The sequence below is a fragment of the Myxococcus faecalis genome (genome assembly GCF_050039385.1).
GTDB lineage: Bacteria > Myxococcota > Myxococcia > Myxococcales > Myxococcaceae > Myxococcus > Myxococcus fulvus.
The window spans coordinates 2133533-2155303 of record NZ_CP144336.1; the positions used below are offsets into that span (position 1 = coordinate 2133533).

General features: G+C 68.2%; 21 protein-coding genes. 10 read left to right on the top strand and 11 right to left on the bottom strand.

From position 1 onward, the window contains the following. The 3 genes from VZQ01_RS08390 to VZQ01_RS08400 form a co-directional block, all read right to left on the bottom strand. Positions 1–1035, bottom strand: coding sequence for a hypothetical protein (locus VZQ01_RS08390; protein ID WP_426747476.1), 1035 nt, complete (start codon positions 1033–1035; stop codon positions 1–3). A 724-nt stretch (positions 1036–1759) separates the two neighbouring features. Beyond that, positions 1760–2095, bottom strand: a complete 336-nt coding sequence (locus tag VZQ01_RS08395; protein WP_267697254.1) for a putative quinol monooxygenase — start codon at positions 2093–2095, stop codon at positions 1760–1762. Between the two features lie 177 nt (positions 2096–2272). After that, the gene (locus VZQ01_RS08400) at positions 2273–2668 is read right to left on the bottom strand and encodes a winged helix-turn-helix transcriptional regulator (RefSeq protein ID WP_426747477.1); all 396 of its coding nucleotides are present in this window, start codon (positions 2666–2668) and stop codon (positions 2273–2275) included. A 216-nt stretch (positions 2669–2884) separates the two neighbouring features. Here VZQ01_RS08400 and VZQ01_RS08405 point away from each other — a divergent pair, with 216 nt between their 5' ends. Further along, positions 2885–3625 carry an SDR family NAD(P)-dependent oxidoreductase gene (locus VZQ01_RS08405; protein ID WP_267697255.1) on the top strand — a complete coding sequence of 247 codons (741 nt, stop codon included), beginning with the start codon at positions 2885–2887 and terminating at the stop codon, positions 3623–3625. A 32-nt stretch (positions 3626–3657) separates the two neighbouring features. Here the strand turns inward: VZQ01_RS08405 and VZQ01_RS08410 are convergent, their stop codons facing one another. Beyond that, positions 3658–4212 (bottom strand): dihydrofolate reductase family protein, encoded by a 555-nt coding sequence (locus tag VZQ01_RS08410; RefSeq protein ID WP_426747478.1) that lies wholly within the window; start codon positions 4210–4212, stop codon positions 3658–3660. Positions 4213–4318: 106 nt separating this feature from the next. Beyond that, positions 4319–5743, bottom strand: coding sequence for a WD40 repeat domain-containing protein (locus VZQ01_RS08415; protein ID WP_426747479.1), 1425 nt, complete (start codon positions 5741–5743; stop codon positions 4319–4321). Between the two features lie 56 nt (positions 5744–5799). Here VZQ01_RS08415 and VZQ01_RS08420 point away from each other — a divergent pair, with 56 nt between their 5' ends. From VZQ01_RS08420 to VZQ01_RS08445, 6 genes are all read left to right on the top strand, one after another. Next, positions 5800–6012, top strand: coding sequence for a hypothetical protein (locus VZQ01_RS08420; protein WP_223750522.1), 213 nt, complete (start codon positions 5800–5802; stop codon positions 6010–6012). A 241-nt stretch (positions 6013–6253) separates the two neighbouring features. Then, a complete protein-coding gene (locus tag VZQ01_RS08425; RefSeq protein WP_426747480.1) occupies positions 6254–7630 on the top strand; it encodes a hypothetical protein in 1377 nt (458 codons plus the stop codon). A gap of 243 nt (positions 7631–7873) precedes the next feature. Continuing rightward, on the top strand, positions 7874–9574 hold the full coding sequence (locus tag VZQ01_RS08430) for a DUF1592 domain-containing protein (RefSeq protein ID WP_426747481.1): 1701 nt from the start codon (positions 7874–7876) through the stop codon (positions 9572–9574). Further along, positions 9571–10995: a DUF1552 domain-containing protein gene (locus VZQ01_RS08435; RefSeq protein WP_426747482.1), complete on the top strand. Its 1425-nt coding sequence runs from the start codon at positions 9571–9573 to the stop codon at positions 10993–10995. Before VZQ01_RS08430 ends, VZQ01_RS08435 begins: the two co-directional genes overlap by 4 nt. A 123-nt stretch (positions 10996–11118) precedes the next feature. After that, complete coding sequence (locus tag VZQ01_RS08440; protein ID WP_426747483.1) at positions 11119–12264, top strand: epoxide hydrolase family protein; 1146 nt, start codon at positions 11119–11121, stop codon at positions 12262–12264. Between the two features lie 43 nt (positions 12265–12307). Beyond that, positions 12308–12970 (top strand): helix-turn-helix transcriptional regulator, encoded by a 663-nt coding sequence (locus VZQ01_RS08445; protein WP_228557394.1) that lies wholly within the window; start codon positions 12308–12310, stop codon positions 12968–12970. A gap of 108 nt (positions 12971–13078) precedes the next feature. Here VZQ01_RS08445 and VZQ01_RS08450 read toward each other — a convergent pair whose 3' ends face one another. Then, positions 13079–14116, bottom strand: coding sequence for an AraC family transcriptional regulator (locus VZQ01_RS08450; protein ID WP_426747484.1), 1038 nt, complete (start codon positions 14114–14116; stop codon positions 13079–13081). Positions 14117–14151: 35 nt separating this feature from the next. Between VZQ01_RS08450 and VZQ01_RS08455 the strand changes: the two genes are divergently transcribed. Next, entirely contained in the window at positions 14152–14820 is a 669-nt protein-coding gene (locus tag VZQ01_RS08455) for a hypothetical protein (RefSeq protein WP_426747485.1), read from the top strand. On the opposite strand, the gene VZQ01_RS08460 is transcribed toward VZQ01_RS08455, so the two are convergent. The 3 genes from VZQ01_RS08460 to VZQ01_RS08470 form a co-directional block, all read right to left on the bottom strand. Beyond that, entirely contained in the window at positions 14817–15302 is a 486-nt protein-coding gene (locus VZQ01_RS08460) for a YybH family protein (RefSeq protein WP_426747486.1), read from the bottom strand. The two genes, VZQ01_RS08455 and VZQ01_RS08460, sit on opposite strands and share 4 nt — an antisense overlap. A gap of 41 nt (positions 15303–15343) precedes the next feature. Beyond that, entirely contained in the window at positions 15344–15559 is a 216-nt protein-coding gene (locus VZQ01_RS08465; protein ID WP_223750516.1) for a hypothetical protein, read from the bottom strand. Positions 15560–15624: 65 nt separating this feature from the next. Next, positions 15625–16815, bottom strand: coding sequence for a glycosyltransferase family 39 protein (locus VZQ01_RS08470; RefSeq protein ID WP_426747487.1), 1191 nt, complete (start codon positions 16813–16815; stop codon positions 15625–15627). A 154-nt stretch (positions 16816–16969) separates the two neighbouring features. Between VZQ01_RS08470 and VZQ01_RS08475 the strand changes: the two genes are divergently transcribed. Then, a complete protein-coding gene (locus tag VZQ01_RS08475; RefSeq protein ID WP_141332079.1) occupies positions 16970–17299 on the top strand; it encodes a hypothetical protein in 330 nt (109 codons plus the stop codon). 31 nt (positions 17300–17330) lie between these two features. Here the strand turns inward: VZQ01_RS08475 and VZQ01_RS08480 are convergent, their stop codons facing one another. After that, positions 17331–17981 carry a TetR/AcrR family transcriptional regulator gene (locus VZQ01_RS08480; protein ID WP_426747488.1) on the bottom strand — a complete coding sequence of 217 codons (651 nt, stop codon included), beginning with the start codon at positions 17979–17981 and terminating at the stop codon, positions 17331–17333. A 513-nt stretch (positions 17982–18494) separates the two neighbouring features. Between VZQ01_RS08480 and VZQ01_RS08485 the strand changes: the two genes are divergently transcribed. Beyond that, the gene (locus tag VZQ01_RS08485) at positions 18495–20249 is read left to right on the top strand and encodes a c-type cytochrome (protein ID WP_426747489.1); all 1755 of its coding nucleotides are present in this window, start codon (positions 18495–18497) and stop codon (positions 20247–20249) included. 143 nt (positions 20250–20392) lie between these two features. Here VZQ01_RS08485 and VZQ01_RS08490 read toward each other — a convergent pair whose 3' ends face one another. Continuing rightward, positions 20393–21694 carry a DUF2254 domain-containing protein gene (locus tag VZQ01_RS08490; protein WP_426747491.1) on the bottom strand — a complete coding sequence of 434 codons (1302 nt, stop codon included), beginning with the start codon at positions 21692–21694 and terminating at the stop codon, positions 20393–20395. Positions 21695–21771: the final 77 nt, after the last annotated feature.

A 21771-nucleotide genomic window follows, 5' to 3' on the forward strand; every position in this document is an offset into this window, starting at 1 on the left:
CTACGGGAGAATGAAGGGGTGGCTGTTGCAGTCGTAATTGCAGGTGAAGATCCAAGCCATCCATTGGTTTCCGAAGCTGTCGTTCCCGGGGTCCCGGAGCTGTCCCCAGTTCTCGGTCCGGTTCGCCCATTCCGCCCGTGCCTGGTTGATTTCAACGGAGAGGGCGATGTTGGCGCCGCAGCCGACGATGCCGTGGCCGCCTCCGCCAAACGTACAGCTGGTCCCGCCCGTCACCGAGTTGATGGATTCGGCCCAGGACGGGGCGACAGCCGAGTTGGGATTCGCGACGTAGCGGTCGGCGAAGGCCTGGCCGCGATTGGCCACGTCGGCGGTGTCGTCTCCCACGCGCGTCGGCATGATGAGCGCAACCGTGGAGACTCCCGCGAAGGACCCCAGCACATTGGGGAAGAACAGGTCCGGCGTGATGCCACAACTGTTGTCGATGACGGCGAGGTTGATTCCTCCATTCGAGCCGGCGCCGGCCCATCCACCCGCCGTGGGGCTCTCGCCCCAGGCCACCGGGCCACTGGAGTAGTTGACGGACTGGCAGGCACTACCAGTCCGGTCGACGACGATGCTTCGCGGGCGCGAATACACACAGCGCCCGGCCAGCGGGTTCTCGGAGAACCGCAGGCAACGCTTGTCGGTCCCCGCGACATCCGGGCAGGACGCTCTCGAGGTGCAAGGGGTGTTGCTGTGATCGTCGCAGGTGCCGTGCCCGCTGAAATAGGAGATGGCGTCACCGGAACGGTCGAAGTAGAGGGTGTCGGACCCTCCGCTCACGCGTTGTGGGTCGGTGAAGTCGGTGGGCCATACCAGGCCATCCGTGTACCGGAGGCCGGCCGTGTAACCCGGTATCGACAGCATCCGGTTGCGAAAGTTGTCGACGTTCGCGATGTTGTTGAAGAGTGTTCCGCACGAGTATCGATTGACCGCCTCGATGGTGATCCCCGTCTGCGCGTGGGCGGAAAAGAGACTGAGGCACAGGGTAGCGGCAACAATGAATCGTCCGACGGTGGTTCTCGGCAACCTCATGGTCATCCTCCTCTTGGGTTGATACAGGCGGTCTTGGTTCTCTCTTGCTCGTCACAGCGCCATGTCCCGCCATCACAGACACACGTCCACCGGATCGCCGGACCGGGAGAGGCCGTCCCCGGACAAGAATCCTTCGTCCACACCGTGCACGCGGCCCGGGTCGAGCACGGGCCGTGCGGCAAATCACGCAACTGGTAGTGGTCCCACGGCCCCTTCGGGCTGGAGATCACACACATCGTTCGCGCCGGAGCCGTCTCGAGGGGCTCCGGCCTGGCCTCCTTGTCACGCGTGCATCCCAGACACACGAGCGTCGCGACAACGAGGGCCCGCGCCCGCAAGCATTTGTCTGGAGTCGTGGACGGGCCGGAACTCCCAAGACCGATAGACAAGCAGGTCCAAACACTAACATTCGGACTCGATAAACAGGTATCGCGCCTCAGGGAGCGCGGGTGTCTGCTCTATCACAGAAGCCCTGCCCTACGAGCGCAGCTTCGCCCGCATCCGCCCCGCGACTGGGGACAGGCAATGACGGGCATCCGTTGCTCGAGTGCTCCGTCGCTGGGAGCCCCGCCCCCCCCCAAGAGGAGCGCGTGGACCAGCCCCTCACGCAGCGCCCCTGGACCTCGTCGACGGCGCCGAGAACGGCCTGTCGTGGAGGAGCGCCGCTCCGAGGGTTCGTCGACTTCATCCGGGCCGCAGCGGAGCAGGCCGGCCCCCAGCGACGTCACAACGCGACGTTGACCGCGACACCCTCGCGCCCGGTCGCCCACTCGCGCAAGTACGCGTTGAGCTCCCCGAAGAACGATATCGACACCAGGTCTGACACCGCGAAGAGTTCCCGGAGCAGCGCGCCCACGTGGTTGTTATGCGTTTCGGCCGCGTCAGCGTCCACGTACTCCTCGATGATCGAATAGTGACCGGGCTTCTGCGTGGTGAACCACTGGTAGCGCAGCGTCCCCGGCTCGGTCGCGGCGACGGCGGCCAATGCCCGCGCCGCTCGGAGGAACTCCGTCTCCCCTCCGGTCCGTGTCTTGAACTCACAAATCACCAGAAGGCTCATTCGACGCTCCTGCACAGGCTGCGGTTCGAGGGATGGCGCTCGTCGTACCATCCGACCGGCTCGAAGTCGTCAACGAACGCAGGGTGGAACCGGGTCATGTGCGAGCGCGAGATGCGGCACGCCCAAGCAGGTACTCCTCGCGCTTCCCCTCCGGGCACGCCGAACCGTGACGCGGGCTCAGTCGGGACGGCGGGTCGTGGTCTGCGCATCGCGGTCGTAGGTCTCCTGGTGCTTGTGGATCGTGTCGATGTGCTCGAGGGTCCAATCGTACAGGGCCGCGAACGGCTCCTGGAGCGACCTGCCAAGAGGGGTGATGGAGTACTCGACGCCCGGCGGTGAGCCGCCGATGACGCGTCGGACAACCATCCCATTGCGTTCAAGCTTTCGCAGCGTCTGCGTCAGCACGCGCTGGGTGATGCCCTCGAGCTGTCGCTTGATGCCATTGAACCGCTTCGGCGAGGCCCGCAGCACGGCAAGCACCATCATCGACCACTTGTCGCCAATCTGGTCGAGGATGGTGCGGGTGGGACAGTCAGCTCGGTAGATGGGCTCGTCTTCAGTATCTCTCGGCATACCAAGGATGCTCCAGGTACGCTCTTGACCCTAGGTATGCAACATATACCTTCGTGACGTGACGACTTCGCCTCTGGCCCCAGCGAGCGGCGCTGGGTCTGCGGCCGCTCAGGCGAGCAGTCCGTTCGAGCGAAGGAAGCGTGACGCTGGCCGGACAGCAATCCCTGGCCAGCGACTCGTCACGACATGAACTGCCCATATAGGAGAGGAAAACGTATGAATCGTTTCAAGGACAAGGTCGTGGTCATCACCGGTGCAAGTGAGGGTATCGGGCTCGCGACGGCCAAGGCCTTTGCCGCCGAGGGAGCCAACGTCTACGTCACCGGGCGCAGGCAGGAGAGGCTCGACGCGGCGGTGCGCGAGATTGGCGGCGCCACCGTCGGCATCCAGGGAGACGTTGGCACGCTCTCCGACCTCGACCGCCTCTACGCGCGCATCCAGCGCGACCACGGGAGGGTCGATGTCGTGTTCGCCAACGCGGGTATCTCCGAAACGTCGGCGCTGGGTGAGATTGACGAGGCGCACTTCGACCGCGTGTTCGGCACGAACGTGAAGGGCATGGTCTTCAGCGTGCAGAAGGCGCTGCCGCTCATGACCCGCGGAGGTACGGTCATCCTCGCGGGCTCGGCCAGCGGCAGCAAAGGGTTCCCCGGGCTCTCGGTCTACAACGCGACCAAGGCCGCGATTCGCTCACTCGCTCGAACCTGGACGACGGACCTGAAGAGCCGAGGCATTCGCGTCAATGTGATTTCACCGGGGATGATTGAAACGCCCGCGATGCAGACGTACCTCCAGAACAACGCGGGGTTCGAGGACGTGCTGAAGCAGATGACGCCGCTCGGGCGAATCGGTCAGGCGGAGGACGTCGCGAACGCGGTGTTGTTCCTCGCAGCCCACGAGAGCAGCTTCGTCGCGGGCGTCGAGTTCTTCGTGGATGGAGGCATCATGGCGGTCTAGCCAGCCGCCTCCCCCCGATGGCGATACCGCGCTCAGCCCGCTTTGCGGCGGAAGTGGAGCGCCTGCGCGCCGGACTTGAACCGCTGCGTCGAGAGGAGTTCGAGCTGCCGCGGACTCGACAGGCCCTGAAACAACGTCGGCCCGTGGCCGCTGATGATGGGATGAACGACGATGCGGTACTCGTCGATGAGCCCCCACTCCTCGAGCGACGCCGCGAGCTTGGGCGCTCCGACCAGGACACCCTGCTCGGTCTTCGCCTTCAGCGCCGAGATGGCCTCGCGAAGTTCACCCTTCACCCTGACCGTGTTCTGCCACGGGAAGTCGCTCCGCGAGTTCGACACGACGTACTTCACCTTCGCCTCGAGCTTCTGCGCCCACTCGCGCATCGCGCGCGGCGCATTCTCGTCGCGCGCCACCGCGGGCCAGGCGCCCTCCATCAGCTCGTAGGTGTTGCGCCCGAAGAGCATCGCCCCGCTCTGCTCCATGCGCTCCCTCCAATAGTCATGCAGCTCGTCGTCCGCGATTCCCTGGGTGTGGTCGATGCACCCGTCCAGCGTCACATTGAGACCGAAGGTGAGGAGGCCCATGGCGCGGGACTCTACGAGAAGCGCCCCCCGTGCGCAGCACACCTCGCCATCGACGCAATGCCCCATCTCCGGCGGGCCCCACCGCCACCCGAGGTCGCGACATGCATCAATCCCCGCCGCCCGGCCGCGACGACAACAGGCCCTTGAGGCCATCGAGGATGCTCCGCGCGCTGAGCGCTCCTTCGACCCGCTCCCCGACACTGTCGGGCTCACTGTCGAAGCCGAGGTCGCGCTCGGAGCCCTCGATGCCGATACAGCCCTCGACGACCAGGTCGGTTCCGTTGAAGACCTGCACGGCATGGGCCCTCTTCGAGGGCAAAGGCTGGGTGAGGTCGTACGACCAGAGGCGCCTGCTGAGCTCCCATGCGAGGAAGGACGGGTGGGCGGCCGCACCTCCTGCCTGAGCGCCCAGGGGCATGATGACCGAGTCCGTGCGGGCATCGCCTTCAGCCGTTTCCAGGTCGCCATTCGCATGCACCCGGAGCCACAGTCCGGGCCGCTTCTGCAGCCGCAGCAGGAGCGGACTGCCGCTGCGTGAGCGCTTGGGAATGTCCGGCACCGCCAAATCACTTTCGAGCTCCGTGTCGCCGAGGTCGTGGACGACCAGCTCACCCTTCGAGGTGCCCACCGCGACGAAGCGGTCATTCGGAGACACACTCAGGCACGAGACGTCCCACGGGGACACCTCGCATGACAGCACCCCGAGCACCCGCCCGCTGCGACTCGAAACGAGGGTCACTCCGTCCGAGCCGCTGGCCGCGAGCCAGCGCGTGCTCCGGGCCATCGCCAGCAGCGTTTCCTGCCCATGCCCATACCCCAGGATCTCCGAACTCCAGTCCGCCCCACCGGTCTCGTGGTCCCACCTGTAGAGGCGCGGCCGGACCGCGTCGTCATCCCGGTTGAGGCGTGACTTCACGCCCACCACGCGAGGCCCGGTCGGCAACACGAAGCCCGGCCCGATGGCCTCGTCCCGCGCGCCCTTGAACCGGGAGAGCTCCTGCCCTGTCCGCGCATCGAGCACCACGAGGTCCCACTCGAAGAAGCACCACAGCTTCGTCCCGTCGTCGGAGAGCGCCAGGCCACAGGTGGGCTCGAAGGTGTGGATGTCCTTCAGGAGCGGCTTCGGGGTCGAGCCCGGCGTCCACGACCAGACCCTGTCGCCCTGGGAAGCGTGGCCCGCCCAGTACACGGCGCCAACCGCGGAGACCACCAGCGCCCTGGGACGCGTCGCAAGGGGAGCGCTCTCCAGCATCCTGCCGGAACCCAGCGCATACACCCGGGCGACCTGGTCCTCGAAGGTCGCGGCCAGCACGTCACCGGTCGGGAACAGCCGGACCTTGTTGAGCCCCTCGGCGACCGTGAGCGTCGACACGGTCCGCGGGGCCGCGACGTCCCACACGCGAACCGTGGAGTCTCCCTCCGCCGCCGAGACGAGCCGGGACGAGTCCGGGAGCCAGTCCGCGGCGAGGATGGGTGTGGAGTGGCCCTCGAGTCTCTTGCTCGACCTGCGAAGGTGTCTGTCCTGCTTCACGGTGTGCCTGCCTCCACCCTCTCCTCATACCCCGTGGGAGGGCTCTCCGCCCCGCCGTGGGGGGCCACGACAAGAACAAGCTCCCCGTCCTGGGGAAGGTCAAGCGCATCCGCCTCGAGCGCTTCGTCGCCCCCGACCGCGGACGCAGGGCGGACTCCGTCTGGAACCATCCCAACGAAATCCAAGCGGCCTGCAAGAACGCATGCATCGAGCAGCAGCAGAACCGCACGGACGAGGATGCGAAGCACGACAAGCCGAGCGCATCCTGATTCGACGCTCGAGGGACATCCCTTCGCGTGAGTCCGCGAAGACCGCCTTCGCGCTCGGCATCATCATCTGGTTCCACGCGCGCCCGCCGAGATAAGCTCCGGGATGTTGGCCCCTCGATTGCTTAGGGCCGAGCAGCCCCCGACTCGACACTGGAAGCCGAGCCCCCATGCGTTCCCGTCACTTCGTCCCCGCCCTCCCCGCCGCTTCCACCTCGTCTGTCCGCTCCCAGGAGGTGGCCCCGTGAGCCGCGTCGCGGGATGGGTGGTGCTGATGCTGGCGCTGGTCGTGTCGTACCACCCGGCCGAGGCCGCGCAGGCGAAGAAGGCTCCAGCGAAGAAGACCACGGTGGCGGTGCTGCGCCCCGAGGGCAGCCAGGCGGACGCGCTGCGCAAGGTGCTGGCCGCGGAGCTGGGCAAGAAGGGCCGCGGGCGCGTGGTGCTGCCCGCGAAGAAGGTGGATGCCCAGGTGAAGCTCCTCCGCGGGGGACCGAAGACGGAGGAGCAGCGGCAGGCGCTGGCGAAGAAGCTCGGCGCGGACATCCTCATCCTCTCCTCGGTGAAGGGCACGAAGCGCTGGGACGTGCAGGTCCGCGCCTACTCCGGCCAGGACGGCTCCCTCATCGCGGAGGAAGCGTGGGACGTCCGCACGAACCGCGCCTTCCCCGACGTGCGGCGCGAGCTCGAGCCCAAGCTGGGCGCGGCCCTGAAGGAAGGCCCGCCGCAGAGCCTCCCGCCCACCGCCGTCACGCCTCCGACGCCTGTCGTCTCCGAGCCGGAGGTCGCGCCCCCGGCCCCCATCGCGGAGGCACCTCGCCAGGCGGTCGTGAAGCCTCCTCCGCCCACGGTGACGAAGAAGGAGGAGCCGCCCGCGCAGCCCGAGCCCAAGGCCGCCGGCCCTCGCGACCTGGACGGCCCCACGCTGGAGGCGCTGCTCTCCGGCCAGGGCCTCTTCCGTCGCTTCAACTTCTCCGGCAGCAACGCCAGCCAGTTGCCCGACTACAGCCTCAACAGCGCCGCCGCCGCGAGCCTCGCGGTGAGCTACTTCCCCCTCTCCCACTTCACGGATGGGATGGTGCACAACCTGGGGCTCGTCGCGCGGGGCTCACGCTCCTTCGGGCTGTCCACGCGGCTCCCGGATGGCTCCAGTCACCCCACCACCGCGCAGCTCATCGAGGGCGGCCTGCGCTTCCGGCTGCCGCTGCGGTGGCTGGAGCTCTCCGTGGGCGCGCTGTACGGCACCCACTCCTTCGCGGTGGAGCTCCCGCCCGAGAGCACCTTCGCCCTGCCCGACGTGGACTACCGCTTCGCGCACGTGGAGCTGGGCCTGCGCAAGGCGCTCAACGAGCGCTGGGCCATCGCCGCGCGCGTGGGCTACCAGCACGTGCTGAGCGGCGGCGAGCTGTCCTCGGACGACTACCTCCCCGAGCTGAGCGGCTCCGGCATCGATGGCGAGCTCGCCGTGGAGTTCGCCCTGACGCGCGTCCTCGGTCTGCGCGTGGGCGGAGAGGTGCGCAGCTACTCCTTCACCGCCGGCGCCGCGGAGGGCACCCCGGTCTTCGCCGGCGGCGCCAAGGACCTGTACTTCAGCGGCCAGCTCGGCCTGTACGTCAGGCTGTAGCACCCGCGCATTGAGGGGGTCTGTCCCCCACGCCTGTGGCGCCTCCTCCACACTTTCGCCCGAGGCCCGCATGGAAGATGAAACGCGCATGCATGCGTGACACGAGTTTTTCAGTATCCGTGTCACCGGGCCATCCGACCGATGCGTGCGCGTCGCGGCTACATTGACAGGACCGCGTCATCCAGCCGATTGGTATGTCTCCCAATGATGGAGGCGCTCGTGCCGAGGATGCGGTCACAACGGTTGTCACGAGAGCCAGCGGAGCGGGGACGGTGGTGGCGCCCGGTGGTGCTCGGGTTGCTCTTGAGCGGGGCTGCTGGCTGCGAAGGAACCCTCTCCAACCCGGAGGGCCCCGGTGGAGGCCCCGGCCCCGGTAATCCCCCGCCCCCCGCCATCGAGAAGCCGGCCCCGTCCGTGCGGATGGCGCGCCTGACGCACGTGCAGTGGACCCACAGCGTGCAGGAGCTGCTCCGGCTGGACGCGCCGCCCACGACGCTCGCGGGCACCTTCCGCGCGGACCCCGCCCAGAGCGGCTTCCTCTTCGACAACGATGCGCGCGCCCTCTCCGTCGACGAGGCCCTCTGGGGCGCCTACCAGCGCGCCGCCGCGGAGCTCGCAGGACAGGTGACGACGGACGCGGCGAAGCTCGCGCGGCTGGTGCCCGCGTCGACCGCCACCGGCGAAGCGCGCGCCCGCGCGTTCGTGGAGTCCTTCGGCCTGCGCGCGCACCGGCGCCCGCTGACGCCCGATGAGGTGGAGAGCTACCTCGAGCTGTACCGCAAGGGGCCCCAGGCCTACGCGGACATGGCGGCCTTCGAGGGGGGCCTCCGGCTGGTCATCGAGGCCTTCCTCCAGTCGCCCCACTTCCTCTACCGCGTGGAGCGCAGCACCCAGGCCGTGCAGGACCGGGTGCCGCTCGACGACTACGAGGTGGCCTCGCGGCTGAGCTATGGCCTGTGGAACGCGATGCCGGACGACGCCCTGTTCGCCGCCGCGAGCGAGGGCACCCTGCACTCGCGCGAGGGCGTCGCCACCCAGGCCCGGCGCATGCTCCAGGACGCGCGCTCGAACAAGGTGGTGGAGGCCTTCCACCGCACCCTCTTCGACGTGCCCCGCTATGCCGCCATCCGGCCCTCGCTCACGCGCTATCCCCAGGTGACCGAGCGGCTCGGCGAGTACGCGGCCCGGGAGACCAGCCTCTTCGTCCAGGATGTCGTCTTCTCCCGCAAGGGCGGCTACAGCGACCTGCTCACCTCGCCGTCCACCTTCGTCAACGACGAGCTGGCGCGCGTCTACGGGCTGAGCGGCGCGTTCACCGCCGACTTCGTCCCCGTGACGCTCGACTCGCGCGAGCGCAGGGGCGTGCTCACCCAGGTGGGCTTCCTGGCCTCGCACGCGACGTCGGTGGACCCGGACCCCATCCACCGCGGCGTCTTCGTCTCCGAGCGCATCATCTGCCGGAAGATTGGCGCGCCGCCGGCCAACATCCCGCCGCTCCCCGCCCCGCAGGGCCGCACCAATCGCGAGGTCGTCGCCTCGCACACCGAGGCGCCGGGGAGCGCGTGCGCCAGCTGCCACTCGCACCTCATCAACCCGCTCGGCTTCCCGTTCGAGAACTTCGACGCCATCGGCGGCTTCCGCACCACGGACAACGGGCATCCGGTGGACGCCAGCTCGACGCCCAACATCAACGGGGAGACGGTGCCGGTGCGCGACGCGCTCGACCTGGCGGACGCGCTCGCGGCCAATGAGTCGGTGCACGCGTGCTACGCGAAGCACTGGGTGGAGTACCTCCACGGGCGCCCGTCCGCCCACGAGGACGCGCCGCTGGTGGAGCGGCTCGGGAAGCTGTCGAAGGCGGGCAACCTGTCCATCGTCGACCTCGTGGTGGAGGTCGTCACCAGCGAGGGCTTCGTGAATCGCCACCCGGAGGAGCTGCCATGAAGCTGAGTCGCCGGATGGTGTTGAAGGGCCTGGGCGGGACGATGCTGAGCCTGCCGTTCCTCGAGGGGTTGATGCCGAGGACCGCCCTCGCGGCGGACCCGGTGGTGCGGCCGTACGCCATCTTCTTCCGCCAGGCCAACGGCGTCGCCTCGGCCCAGACGACGTCGGAGCTGGGCGCGGAGCCGGAGCGCTTCTGGCCGCGCACCCTGGGGGCGCTCACCGCGGACAGCATGGCCGGGCGGGCCGTGGGCGTGCTCGAGGCCCACCGCGCGCACCTGCTGCTCGTGCGCAACGTCAACATGCGGGACTACAACTACGGGGACGGCCACGCCCGCGGCGCCATGCAGGGGCTGACCGCGCGGGGCCCCGTGGTGGAGGGCGCGGGCGGCGGCTCCGAGTCCGCGGGCGAGTCCATCGACCACCGCATCGGCCGCGAGCTCAACCCGCAGCAGCGTGACTCGCTCGTGTTCTACGCGGGCCGGCGGGGCGGCTGGCTCGGGGGGCCCTGCCTGTCCTACCGGAGCAGCAACGTGCGCCGGGCCGCGCTGCATGACCCGTGGAATGCGTACCAGACGATGATTGGCGGACCGGGGGGACTGACGCCCGAGGCTCGCGAGCAGCTGCTCGTCCGGCAGCGCAGCGTGAACGATTTGGTGAAGGCCCAGCTCCAGTCGCTCAAGCAGCGGCCCGAGCTGAGCGCGTCCGACCATGAGCGCGTGGACCTGCACCTGTCGAACGTCCGGGACCTGGAGGTCGCCCTGAGCTGCCGCATGCGCGCGGACCAGGAGCTCCTCCTCCAGCAGCAGGCGCCCGGCTATGACAGCACGGACGGCACCGAGGTGCTCGCCACCGCCCGGCTGCACATGGACATCGCGGTGATGGCGATGGCGTGCGGCACCAACCGCGCGGCCGTCATCCAGGTGGGCAACGGCAACGACGGCGACACGCGCTACCGCCACCCGGAGACGGGGCAGTTGATGGAGAACTTCCATTACGTGTCCCACCGGCGCACGTCGCACGACGCCAGCGGCGGCATCATCACGGGCTCGGACCTGCTGCACCACCACGTGGACGTGCAGTTCGCGAGCACCTTCAAGCACCTGCTGGACAAGCTGGCGGCCTACCAGATGCCGGACGGCAAGCGGCTCATCGAGCACGGCGTGTCGGTCTGGTACAACGACCTGGGCAACGGGCCGGCCCACTCGGCGCGCAATGTGCCCTTCGTCCTGGCGGGCAGCTGCAATGGCTTCCTCAAGCAGGGCGTCTACGTCGAGGCGTCGGGCGGCGGCAATCCCAACCACAACCGGATGCTGAACACGATTGGCTCCGCCGTGGGGTTGAGGAACGCGTCCGGCGGGAACCTGGACGACTTCGGCGACCCGGCGCTCACCAAGGGCGTGCTCTCCGAGCTCATCGCCTGAGTGGATGTTGGCGACCTGCTCCCGTGTCTCGTCCGGGAGCAGGTCCCCGAGCGCGGTCCGTGGAGTGGGGCAGGTGCACACTGCTGACACGCCCTGTCAGCACCCCTCGGGCACAACCTGGGGATGCACGCACCCAAGCGACGTACGACCCGCCCATTCACCCTCTCCATTTCCGACGCCGAGCTGGATGACCTCCGCGCGCGGCTGAAGGCCACCCGCTTCCCCGCGACGGTCGAAGGCGTCGGCTGGGACGATGGCACCGATGCCGAGCTGCTCCGGCGGTTCGTCACCCACTGGGCGGAGCGGTTCGACTGGCGCGGCGCCGAGCAGCGCCTCAACGCGATTCCGCAGTTCATCGAGGAGATCGACGGCGAGCGGCTCCATTTCGTCCATGCGCCCGGTCAGGGCGGGACGCGCGTCCCCATCGTCCTCGCCAACGGCTGGCCCTCGAACTTCGTCGAGTTCCTGCCGCTCATCCCGCTGCTCACCGCCGAGCGCAACGGGGTGTCGTTCGACGTCATCATCCCCTCGCTGCAGGGCTTCGGCTTCTCGGGCCGGCCGACGAAGCGGGGCATGAACATGAGCCGCATGGGTCATCTCTGGGCGGAGCTGATGACCCGGCTGGGCTACGAGAAGTTCCTCGTGGCGTGCTCGGACCTGGGCTCCGGGGTCTGCTTCAGCCTGGTCCGCAACCACCCCGGCCGTCTGCTGGGCGCGCACTACCTCAACGTCTTCTCGGGGTACCCGCGGCCGGCGGCGCCGACGCCCGAGGAGGTGGACTACTTCCGGCGCGTCGACCTGTGGACCGCCACGCAGAGCGCCTACGTCATGATTCACGGCACCAAGCCGCAGACGCTCGCCGTCGGCCTCAACGACTCACCCGCGGGCCTGGCGTCGTGGATCCTCGAGAAGTTCCACGGCTGCAGCCTGCTGCGGGACGGCCGCCTCGAGTCGGTCTACTCCCTCGACGACCTGTGCACCCTGCTCTCCGTCTACTGGTTCACCCAGACGATTGGCTCATCGGTCCGGCTGTACAAGGAGGCCTTCGCCGACCAGGAGCTGCTGGCGCCGATGCCCCGCCATGACGTGAAGCAGGGCGTCCTGGTGCCCGCCGACGTCGACAACCCCGCGCCGCGCGCCTGGGGCGACCGGCACCTGCAGAACCTCGTCCACTGGACCGAGGCGCGGCTGGCCGGGCACTTCCCGGCGCTCGAGGCTCCGGAGCACTACGCGGCCGACCTCCGCGCGTTCCATGGCACCATCCGGTGAGCCCCGGGCGCGCATGGACAAGACCGAACGCCTCTTCGCAGTCATGGACGCACTTCGCCGGCACCGCCGCCCCGTCACCGCGGCGGCGCTGGCCGAGGAACAGGGGGTGTCCCTGCGCACGCTCTATCGCGACGTGCGGACACTCATCGGTCTTGGCGCGCCCATCGTGGGCGAGGCGGGCGTGGGCTACATGCTGAAGCCGGGCTTCTTCCTGCCGCCGCTGATGTTCACGGCCGAGGAGCTGGAGGCGCTGGTGCTCGGCTCCCGCTGGGTGGAGGCCCAGCCGGATGCCGGCCTCGCCGGGGCGGCGCGCAATGCCCTGGCCAAGATCGCCACCGCCTCGCCCGAGGACTTGCGCGACCGGATGAACGACACCGGGCTCTGGCCCATCCTGATGCGCGGCGGGGCCGCGCCCGTCCCGGTGCTCGGCCTGGTGCGCCGGGCCATTCGCGAGGAGAAGGCGCTCCTCATCGTGTATGCCGACGAGAAGGGCCAGCCGAGCCAGCGCGACATCTGGCCCGTACAGCTCGCGTTCCACGAGGGCAAACAGCTCGTCGCCGCCTGGTGCTGCCTGCGCCAGGCCTTCCGCCACTTCCGCGTCGACCGCATCACCGCGGCCTCGGCGACGGAGGCCCGCTACGGCCGCCCCCGGTCCACACTGGCGCGGGAATGGCGGGAGGAATGGAAGCGCCTGTATCCCGATTGAGCGCGGCCACCTGCGTGAGGCGCGGTTCCTTGCGCGTCACCCGTTCCGGTGGCGCTCCCGCACTTCGTGTGGTTCCCCGGCCGGCCCAGCACGGCCCGTCGCGCGGTGTCACCGTGGCGCGATGCTCATCCGGTAGGCCTGGGGTGTCACGCCGTACCAGCGACGGAATGCCCGGAAGAAGGACGCCTGCTCGACGAAGCCGAGCAGGTATGCGACCTCCGCCAGCGTCAGCGCGGGCTGCTTCAGGTACCCTTCCGCCAGCGTCTTGCGCGTGTCGTCCAGCAACGCTTGGAAGCCGACTCCGAATTCGCTGAGTCGGCGCTGCAGCGTGCGCTCGCCGAGCCCCATGACCCGGGCGACCTGGCCCAGGGTCGGCGCGCCCTGCTGGAGGTGGTCACGAATGACGGCCTGTACCGAGACGAGCAGCTCTGGTGCCTCGTCTGGCCTTGGCAGGGCATCCTCGAGGACCCCGCGAAAATAGCCCTCCATCTCCGCGTCTGCCTTGCGCACGCCAAGGGCCAGGACCCCCGGATCCAAGACCAGCTCGGCGCGGGCAGCCCCCGTCGTCACGGCCGCGCCGAGTGTCTCCTCATAGAGCGCGCGCTCCCTCGCTGGCATCCGCGCCCGGCGGCTGTACATCGCCCGCACGGGGATGGGGGCGTCGCTCAGCAGGGAGAGCAGGCGGATGGCCACGAGCAGGGTGTAGTCGGAGATGAGCTCACTTCCGAGACTCGGGTCCTCTCGCTGCTCACGGATGTACAGACCGTCGTCTCGGAGCCCCGTCTCGTATGTCGCGGTGCGGTTGGTCAGCTTCTGGAATCGGGCATGACACGCCATGGCGACGCCGATGTTCGGCATGGTCTTGCATGCGAGGCCCACGACGCCGAGGCTCTTGACGTCATAGGCTCGAACCGCGGCGATGACGAACTCGGCATAGCGGGGCTTCGAGTACATCAGCGCCATGTGCTGGTAGGTCGACGCACCGCTGACCCGCGCGTCAGGCTCGAGCAACGCCTTCCGGCGCCAGCCAATCCGGTCGGCCAGCTCGTCCTCGGTGGCTCCGAACCGGAGCGACGCTTCGAACGCGGGCAGGACGTTGCACGCGGCGATGTCGCCCTCGGACAGTGGTTTGGCGGCCTGCGACATTGTTGGCGACTCCCAGGGTGCTGCACCATCTTCACATGAACCGGCGCTATTCGTTGCTCTTCGCTGTTTGCGGAGTCGTGGGCTGTGGGCACGCATCCATCACCCCCGTTCAGGCGGCGCGGCTGGCGACACCGGCCGCGAACCACGGTGAGTTGATCTACGTCGGGACAGTGACGCCCGAAGGGAGCCCCACACCCGCGTTTCGCTACGAGCGGCGCGTCATCGAGCGTGCGAACGGTGAGCGCGTCTCGACGCACATCACGTTCGCGGACGACGTGCCTGTCGTGCTGCAACAGGCGACACAAGACGAAAACGGTCGGCTGATTGCCTTCGAGGAGGTCCACGGTCAACGCGGCGAGGCACACCACTTCGCGGGCGGTGAGGGCGGGGATGCGAACATCGTCGTCGGACCAACGCTGTTCGGGTTCGCGCGCACCCACCTGCGTGAGCTGCGTGCGGGGCAGGCCGTCCCCCTGGTCTTCTGGGACCGAGGCAGCGAATACGCCTTCGAGCTGACCTTGACCGGCGACACCGTCCAGATGCGTGCGACGAGCTTCTTCGTCGCGCTGGCGGTCTCACCGATAGAGTTCCGTCTGGGTCCGGGCGAGCAGGTCGTAGCGTATCGCGGACGCGTGCCTCCACTGCGAGATGGCCGTGCCACGGACGCTGACGTGACCTATGTCTATCTTGCGCCGTTTCGCTAGCCCCCTTGCCGGTTTCGTGGCGGCGCGTTCGCGTTGTCCATGTCAGAGACGATCAGCCACGGCCCACCGGGTGCACGACGCAGGGTGAGGGTGAACTTCCCCGTGTCGTCGGCTTTGTTGCCGTAGCCGTATGCGCCGATGATGTAGCCACTCGTCTCTTCAGCGGCAAACGCGAGCGCGCGCAGTTGCAATGGCCCGCTGGCTTGCCCCTCATAGGCGGCTCGAATGGCCGCACGACCACGGACAGGCGGGCGATTGCTCTGCAGTACGAACCCGTCCTCCGCGAACAGCGAGGCAAGCGCAGCCGCGTCGCCCGCGCGCCATGCACGCTCATAGTCGCGCAGCACGCGGTCCAACGCAGGTGGCAGTGCGACCTCGGGGAGGCGCACGGCCGCGGCGGGAGCAGGAGCGCTCTGAGCCAGGATGGGCTCGGTCACCAGCATCGAGCCAAGGACGACCCACGGAAGACGATAGCGGCTCATGGACCTCGGGCACCGGTGGATGTCGAGCTGGGGAGACGCCCTTACTTCGGCGCCACCGTCTTGGTCGCCGTCTTCACCGTCGTCACGGTCTTTGTCGTCGCCTTCGTCGCCTTCGTCGTCGACGTCTTCGTGACTATCGTTGTCGCCTTCGAGGCCGCCGCCGCCTCGGCCGTCGACACCACGCCATTCGAATCAAAGCCCTTCATGAAGAGCGCGACGACCGCAAGAACAGACAAGACACCTGCCAGTTGTTTCATACGACCTCCTGTCGACAGCGTGTCATGTGGAACCCGGGAAATCAAGGAGACGAGCCGTCCGAGACCTACTCCCAAGGCGCAAGCGGATTGCGTGGGAACCAGAAGAAGAACCACGCCAGGACGCCTGCGCAGAATGTCAACGTGGCCCCGCGCGGCAGTTTCGAGAGCGCCAGCGCCGACAGGATGCATTGGCTTGGGACAAACAGCAGCATGTAGAACGGATAGGTGACGCGCACGTGCGCGACCAGGAGGAAGAGCAGGTACGGGACCCCCACCAGCAGCGAGGAGAGGAGCGCCAGCGGCTGTCGCGCCCGGATGTCCGGCCACACGAGCGGAATGGCGAGCCAGATGAACAGCAGAATGACCAGGTTGGGCTGGTCCATGTACTGCAGGACATCTCGAGGGATGCTGCCGTCCTCGGCCTGGATGGACGTGACGAAATACGGCGAGTTCGGGAACCCCGAGAACCAACGCAGCGGATGCACGCTGTCGCTCATTGCCGGCGAACCGATGGTCTGATGATAGCTCGCCATGCTGGCGAGGTGATGGAGCGGACTGGGAAAGGCTTGATACACGAGGTCGTAGAGCCCCAGTCCCGCGACAAAGGTCAGGGCCGCGGGGATGCCGACGCTGAGACCGACCCGTGTCGTGACCGCCAGCGCGGCCTTGGAGTACCACCGCTCCTGGCTGAGCAAGGCGTAGAGGACCAGCGCGATGAACACCATCGCCACCACGCCCTTGGCCAGCATGCCAACGCCGAGCGCGAGTCCAGCGAGCCACCACCTCTGGCCCGTGAACAAGTAGACGCCCAGCATCGCGAAGAAGAACGCCGGGATGTCGAGCATGGCGATCGACGAGTGGACGAACCAGAGGTTCTCGAAGCCGAGCAGGAAGGCGGCGAGGAGCGCGACACGGCCGTCCGTGAGCCTCCGCGCGAGGAGGTAGAGCAGCACCAGCGTGAAGCTGCCCGCGAAGACGGAGGGCAGGCGCCAGCCGAATCCCCGGTCACCGAACGCCTGGATGCTGAGTGCGATGAGAACCTTGGCCAGAGGCGGGTGCTCCTCGTTGCATCCCGTCCCGGCCATCAGACACCTGGCCGCCGGTACGTAGTGGGCCTCGTCGAAGACATAGGACAGGGTCGGCTGATCGATGATGAGCAGGTGAAGCAGCAGGACCCCCGCCACGAGCGCCACGAGTGCCCAGCCCTCGCTGGACGTCGAGGGCTTCGGCGGCGTCGAGCCATCCCACCGACGCATCTTGAGACTCCATCGAGAAGGTGCGTCCATGATTGATGGCCGGAGGATACTCACGGACCTGTCTGAAGCGAGCACGAAGGACGGCGCCACCGGGCCCTGAGACACGGCTCGAAATGGACTCTTCCCCGAGCATCGGAGGAGCTATCCTGGCGCGATGCGAAGCACCGACCTCGACCTCTACGCTCCGATTCCGCGCGGGCATCGCGTCCGCCTGATGGGCCTGAAGCGCCCAGGCAGCTTCCTGGTGGGTCCCGTCGACGTCACCCTCGTCATCGACCTCACCACGGGCACGTACTACATCCCCCACGCGCTGTTCCCCGACTTCCAGACCTGCACCTCGCCGGAGATGCTCGACGCGCTGATCCACTCGGGCAAATGGGGCATCACCTACACCTACGAAGGGGAAGTGCTCACCTCGGCGGTGACCCTCAAGGAAGCAGGCAAGTACAACTACGCCGTGACCCGGCTGTTCGTCTCCCCGTGAGCTCCTTGGAAGACCTCGCGGGGGGCCTGACTCAGCGCAGCGGCAATCCCAGCCGCATGGCCAGGAAGGACTGCATCACGTCGGCCGCGGCCTGGGTGTACTCGTCCGTCATGCGGCCATGAAGGTAGAAGGACATCCGGAGGCTCGCGGTGCCGAACTCCACCGCCAGCGCCGCGATGTCCGGCGCCCCCCGCGGGATGTCGATGCCGTGCGTCGCGAGCAGGTTGCGCGCGAGCGTGCCGAGCCGCGCGATGGTGGACTCGAACGCGCGGAAGCTCACATCCGAGACCGGCCCGCTCAGCAGGACCACCTGCGCCGCCGGATGCGCGCGGTAGAAGTCCGCCGCCGCATGCACCATGCGCGTCATCGGCTCCTGCCAGTCCTTGGCCCCCAGCAGGCTCTGGGCATAGCGCGTCAGGTGCGCCTCCAGCGCCGCCAGCTGGCGCTCCGCCAGCTCGTTGAGCAGGGCCTGGGGGGTCGGAAAGAACTTGTAGATGGTCGACCGCGGGTACTCCAGACGCTCCGCCAGCGTCGGAATCGAGAACGCCGAGAGCCCTGATTCGAGCAGCAGCCCCTCCGCCGCCTGGAGCACGGCATCGACCCGGACCTTGGCGCGGTGCTGCTGCGGCTTGCGCGCCACGAAGTCGGGGTGGGGGGCGGATTGACGCGCATCGTCAGCCATGGCTCGTGACTCCATTGCGTTCGTCGCGGACGCGAAGTCGGCACCGCGGGTTCTTCCACGCCGGGGTTCGCTCGACAACCCAGCGGTGGCGGCCAGGACATGCCTCGGACTGGATGCCCGCACGGGCCCCCACCTGGCTCCGGTGTCCCCCAAAACGCCAATAAGCAGCAAAAGTCGCCCAAGCCACTTTCGCGACAAATGTCCCTTATTGGCGACAAATGTGAACTAGTCTCATACCGAGCGTGCGCCCTGAAACGGACGTCTTCGAGCGCATGCCCACCGGTCGGACCGCGACCCCACCCGACCGACCCACAGGCAGACAGGAGGAGGGACGTCATGGCGGCACGTCTGATTCGAAGCGGTCTCGTCGCGATGTGTTTCGTATTTGCCGGCAGTACACCGGCGGCAGCGCAATCCGACCTGCTCGGCAGCAAGCGCGGCGGGCACTATTGGTTCGAGTTCTGTACTGGCAAGTCGGATGCGACGCCCCTGCCGGCGGATCCACGCTCACTCGTGACGCCGACGTCGAACAAGAACGTCGTGTTCAACGTGGGATGGAACTCGTGCATGAACCGCACGCCGCAGACGTGCGGCGAGCTGCGGTCGGTCAACGCGGCGGGAGGGCGGCTGCTCGGGGGAAATGGAGACCCCGACGCCGGCTGGGAGTTCAGCGGCCACTCCGCGTGGAGTCTCTGGTCGATGTCCGCGGCCCAGTACAACGCGCTGTGGCTCAGGTGGGGCCTGCCGTTCCGCCCTTCTGACTTCGACAACCTCGTCGCCGAGCGTTACGGCGTCCCGCTCAGTCAGCAGCGCAATCCGTATCCCCTCCCCTTCGAGGACCCGAACCGCACGAACGGTGGCTCCGGCCAGTTGCCCATGGCGCTGACACAGACCCGCAACGCCGACGGCTCGTGGAGCGGACAGATTGGCGTCACGTGCTCGGTCTGCCACAGCGGCCAGATTGGCAAGCCGAGCGACGGCGCGGGCCTGGGGGCGCTGCACGGGACCAACGGCCTCACCGACGCGACCCTGTTCCTGGGCGAGCTGGGCGGCCTCAACCCCGCCTTCACCATTGCCTCCCTGAACCGCATCCGCGGCACGGGCAACATCACCAACTTCCAGCTCTTCGCCCTGCTCACCCTCTTCGACCCCGACGGGACGATTCCCGGCGTCATCCTCAATCCGAGCATCTGGGCCGCCGGCTCGACGGGCACGGAGGACCCGCCGAACTGGTGGAACCTCGGGCACCGGCCGGTGAAGTTCTACGACGCCGGGATGAGCAGCGACGCCACGCGCATCGAGCTCTCCTGGTACATGCCGGGCGCCGCGCTGCCGACCTACCAGGGCGGCTACGAGTGGATCCTCGAGAACGAGTACCAGGCGAACACCTGGATGCTCGGGCTGAAGTCGCCGGCCTACCCGCTGCCGGTCAACACGGCGCTCGCGCAGCAGGGGTCGGTCCTGTTCCACACGCTCGACTTGTGGGCGCCGAGCCGAAACAACCCGGTCGCGAAGCCGCAGCAGGCCGGCAACGGCTCGTGTGCGAGCTGCCACGGCGCCTATGCGCCCCGCTACGTGAACGACCCGAGCTTCCTCGCCACTCCGTTGTTCGAGGGCATGGCGGCCAACGTCACGCCCATCGACATCATCGACACCGATGACGCCCGGATGCTCGCCAACGACGGCGCCGTCGAGACCCAGGCGAAGTACAGCTTCTTCGGCTACAACGGGCAGGAGGGCTGCGCCGAGAAGTACAACATGATCGGCTATCTCGCGCAGCCGCTCTACGGCATCTGGGCGTCCGGCCCGTACTTCCACAACGGCTCGGTGCCCGACCTCTGGAGCCTGCTCAAGTCGTCGGACCGACCGCGCATCTGGCGTCGCAAGTCGAAGCCGGCGAGGTTCGGCGTGGTGATGGGCTTCGAGACCGACCTGGCGAAGGGCTATGACCAGGGCAAGGTCGGGTGGAAGTACGACACGATTCCGTGCAGCTACCTGACCTTCTCGCCGTTCAACCACTGCAACCCGTGGGACCCGAACGAGACGCCGCTCATCGAGGGCGGGCTGTCGCTGCTGTACGGCAACGGCGCGCTGGCCTGGAACCTCCTGGGCAGCATCGTGGCCCCGAGCTTCACGAACTCGGACATCGAGGACCGGAAGATCTACAACACCCGGATGTTCAGCCAGTCGAACTCGGGCCACACGTTCACCGACGTGCTGACGGACGCGGAGCGCACCGCGCTCATCGAGTACATGAAGACGCTGTGAGCCGTCCGCTGGAGCGTGGCGGGGATTCGCTCGCCACGCTCCGGCACGCTCCGTGGAGTGGCCCCCGCGGCGCTCCCCTTCGAGGCCCGCGAGCGCATCCATTCAGGGGTCCGGGCCAAGGCGAGGCCCATGGTCGTGGCGCCTCATGAGGGGCCGCTCCCCTGGGGGCTGGCGCGACGGGCCATGGCGGCTTCACGCGCGTCCGGGAAGGCACGCTCGATGCTGGCGTCCAGCAGCGAGAGCTGTCGCTCCAGCTCGGCGCGCCGGAAGGGGGGCGCCACGCGCAGCAGGTCCTCCAGCAGGAAGCGCAGGCGCCGGACGACCTGGACGGAGCGCTCGCCATACTGGCGAAGCTCGTCGATGGCGAGCCGGAGGTAGGCGCTCCAGTCCGGGCGCGGGCAGAGCAGTCGGAGCGCGCCCTCCTCGTCTTTGCGTGACGGGGCGGGAAAGCGCCGATGGACCATGCGCCGCAGCAGGTCATGGAGCTGGTCGATGGCCTGCACGGCCGTGGTGGGATCATTGATGCCCGGAGAGAGGGCGCGCTCCGCGACGTCGACGAGTTGGCGGAAGCCGAACGCGGTGTCCTGCTGGAGCGTCCGCTCGGGGCCGACGACCACGGCCTCCGTCAAGGCCTTCACGTCGAGCTTCGCGGCGTCTCCCCACACCTCGAAGAGCGGGCCGCCGTGGGGGATGAAGTCACCCATCATCGGCAGCAGGGCCAGCAGGACGTCGGCCTCCCGGGCACAGGCCAGCAGACGTGACTCGTCGATGACGACGAGGACCCCGGACGGCCCGTCATGGGGGACGAGGAGTGATGCGGGCGCCACGGGTCGCTCCAGGCGCCCCTCCTCCGCGTCCTGGCCGATGCCCTCCGGGTACATCCGCTCCAGGGTGCGGCAGGTCTCCTGACGGATGCGCTCGAGGATGACCACGGCGCGGATGGACTGGGCGACATGGTGGATGAAGTAGATGAACGTCGCCACGCAGATCAGCGCGAGGACGACGGCGAGCCAGACCGAGAGCGAGGGCACGTAGCCCTCGTTGCCCCGCCATTCCGTCGCGCCTCGGACGCCTCGCAGCGTCAGCAGGGCGTAGACGAACGTCCCCACGAAGATGCCGAGGGCGAGCTGACTCCGCCGGTCCCCCAGGAAGGTGCGCATCACGCGCGGAGAGAACTGATTGCTGGCCTGCTGGAGGACGAGGATGGTGACGGAGAACACGAGGCCCGCGAACGTCATCATCGAGGAGGCCACCGCGGTGAGGACCGAGCGGGCGCCCTCCGGCCCGCCTCGAAAGAGGTACCAGGCGTGCTCCGTCTGCTCCAGTCGCGAGTCGATGGCCTGGGCGAGGTAGGAGAGGCCGATGGTTCCCACGACACACAGCGCGGGCACCAGCCAATAGCTCATGTTCAGCCGCTCGGTGAGGCGCGCGAATCGAGGCGTCATGATGGTCGCGACGAGCACCGGGCCGCGGACGCGGCGCCGCGAGCCCGGCTGGCGGGAGGAGGCTCGGCCTTCCTGCT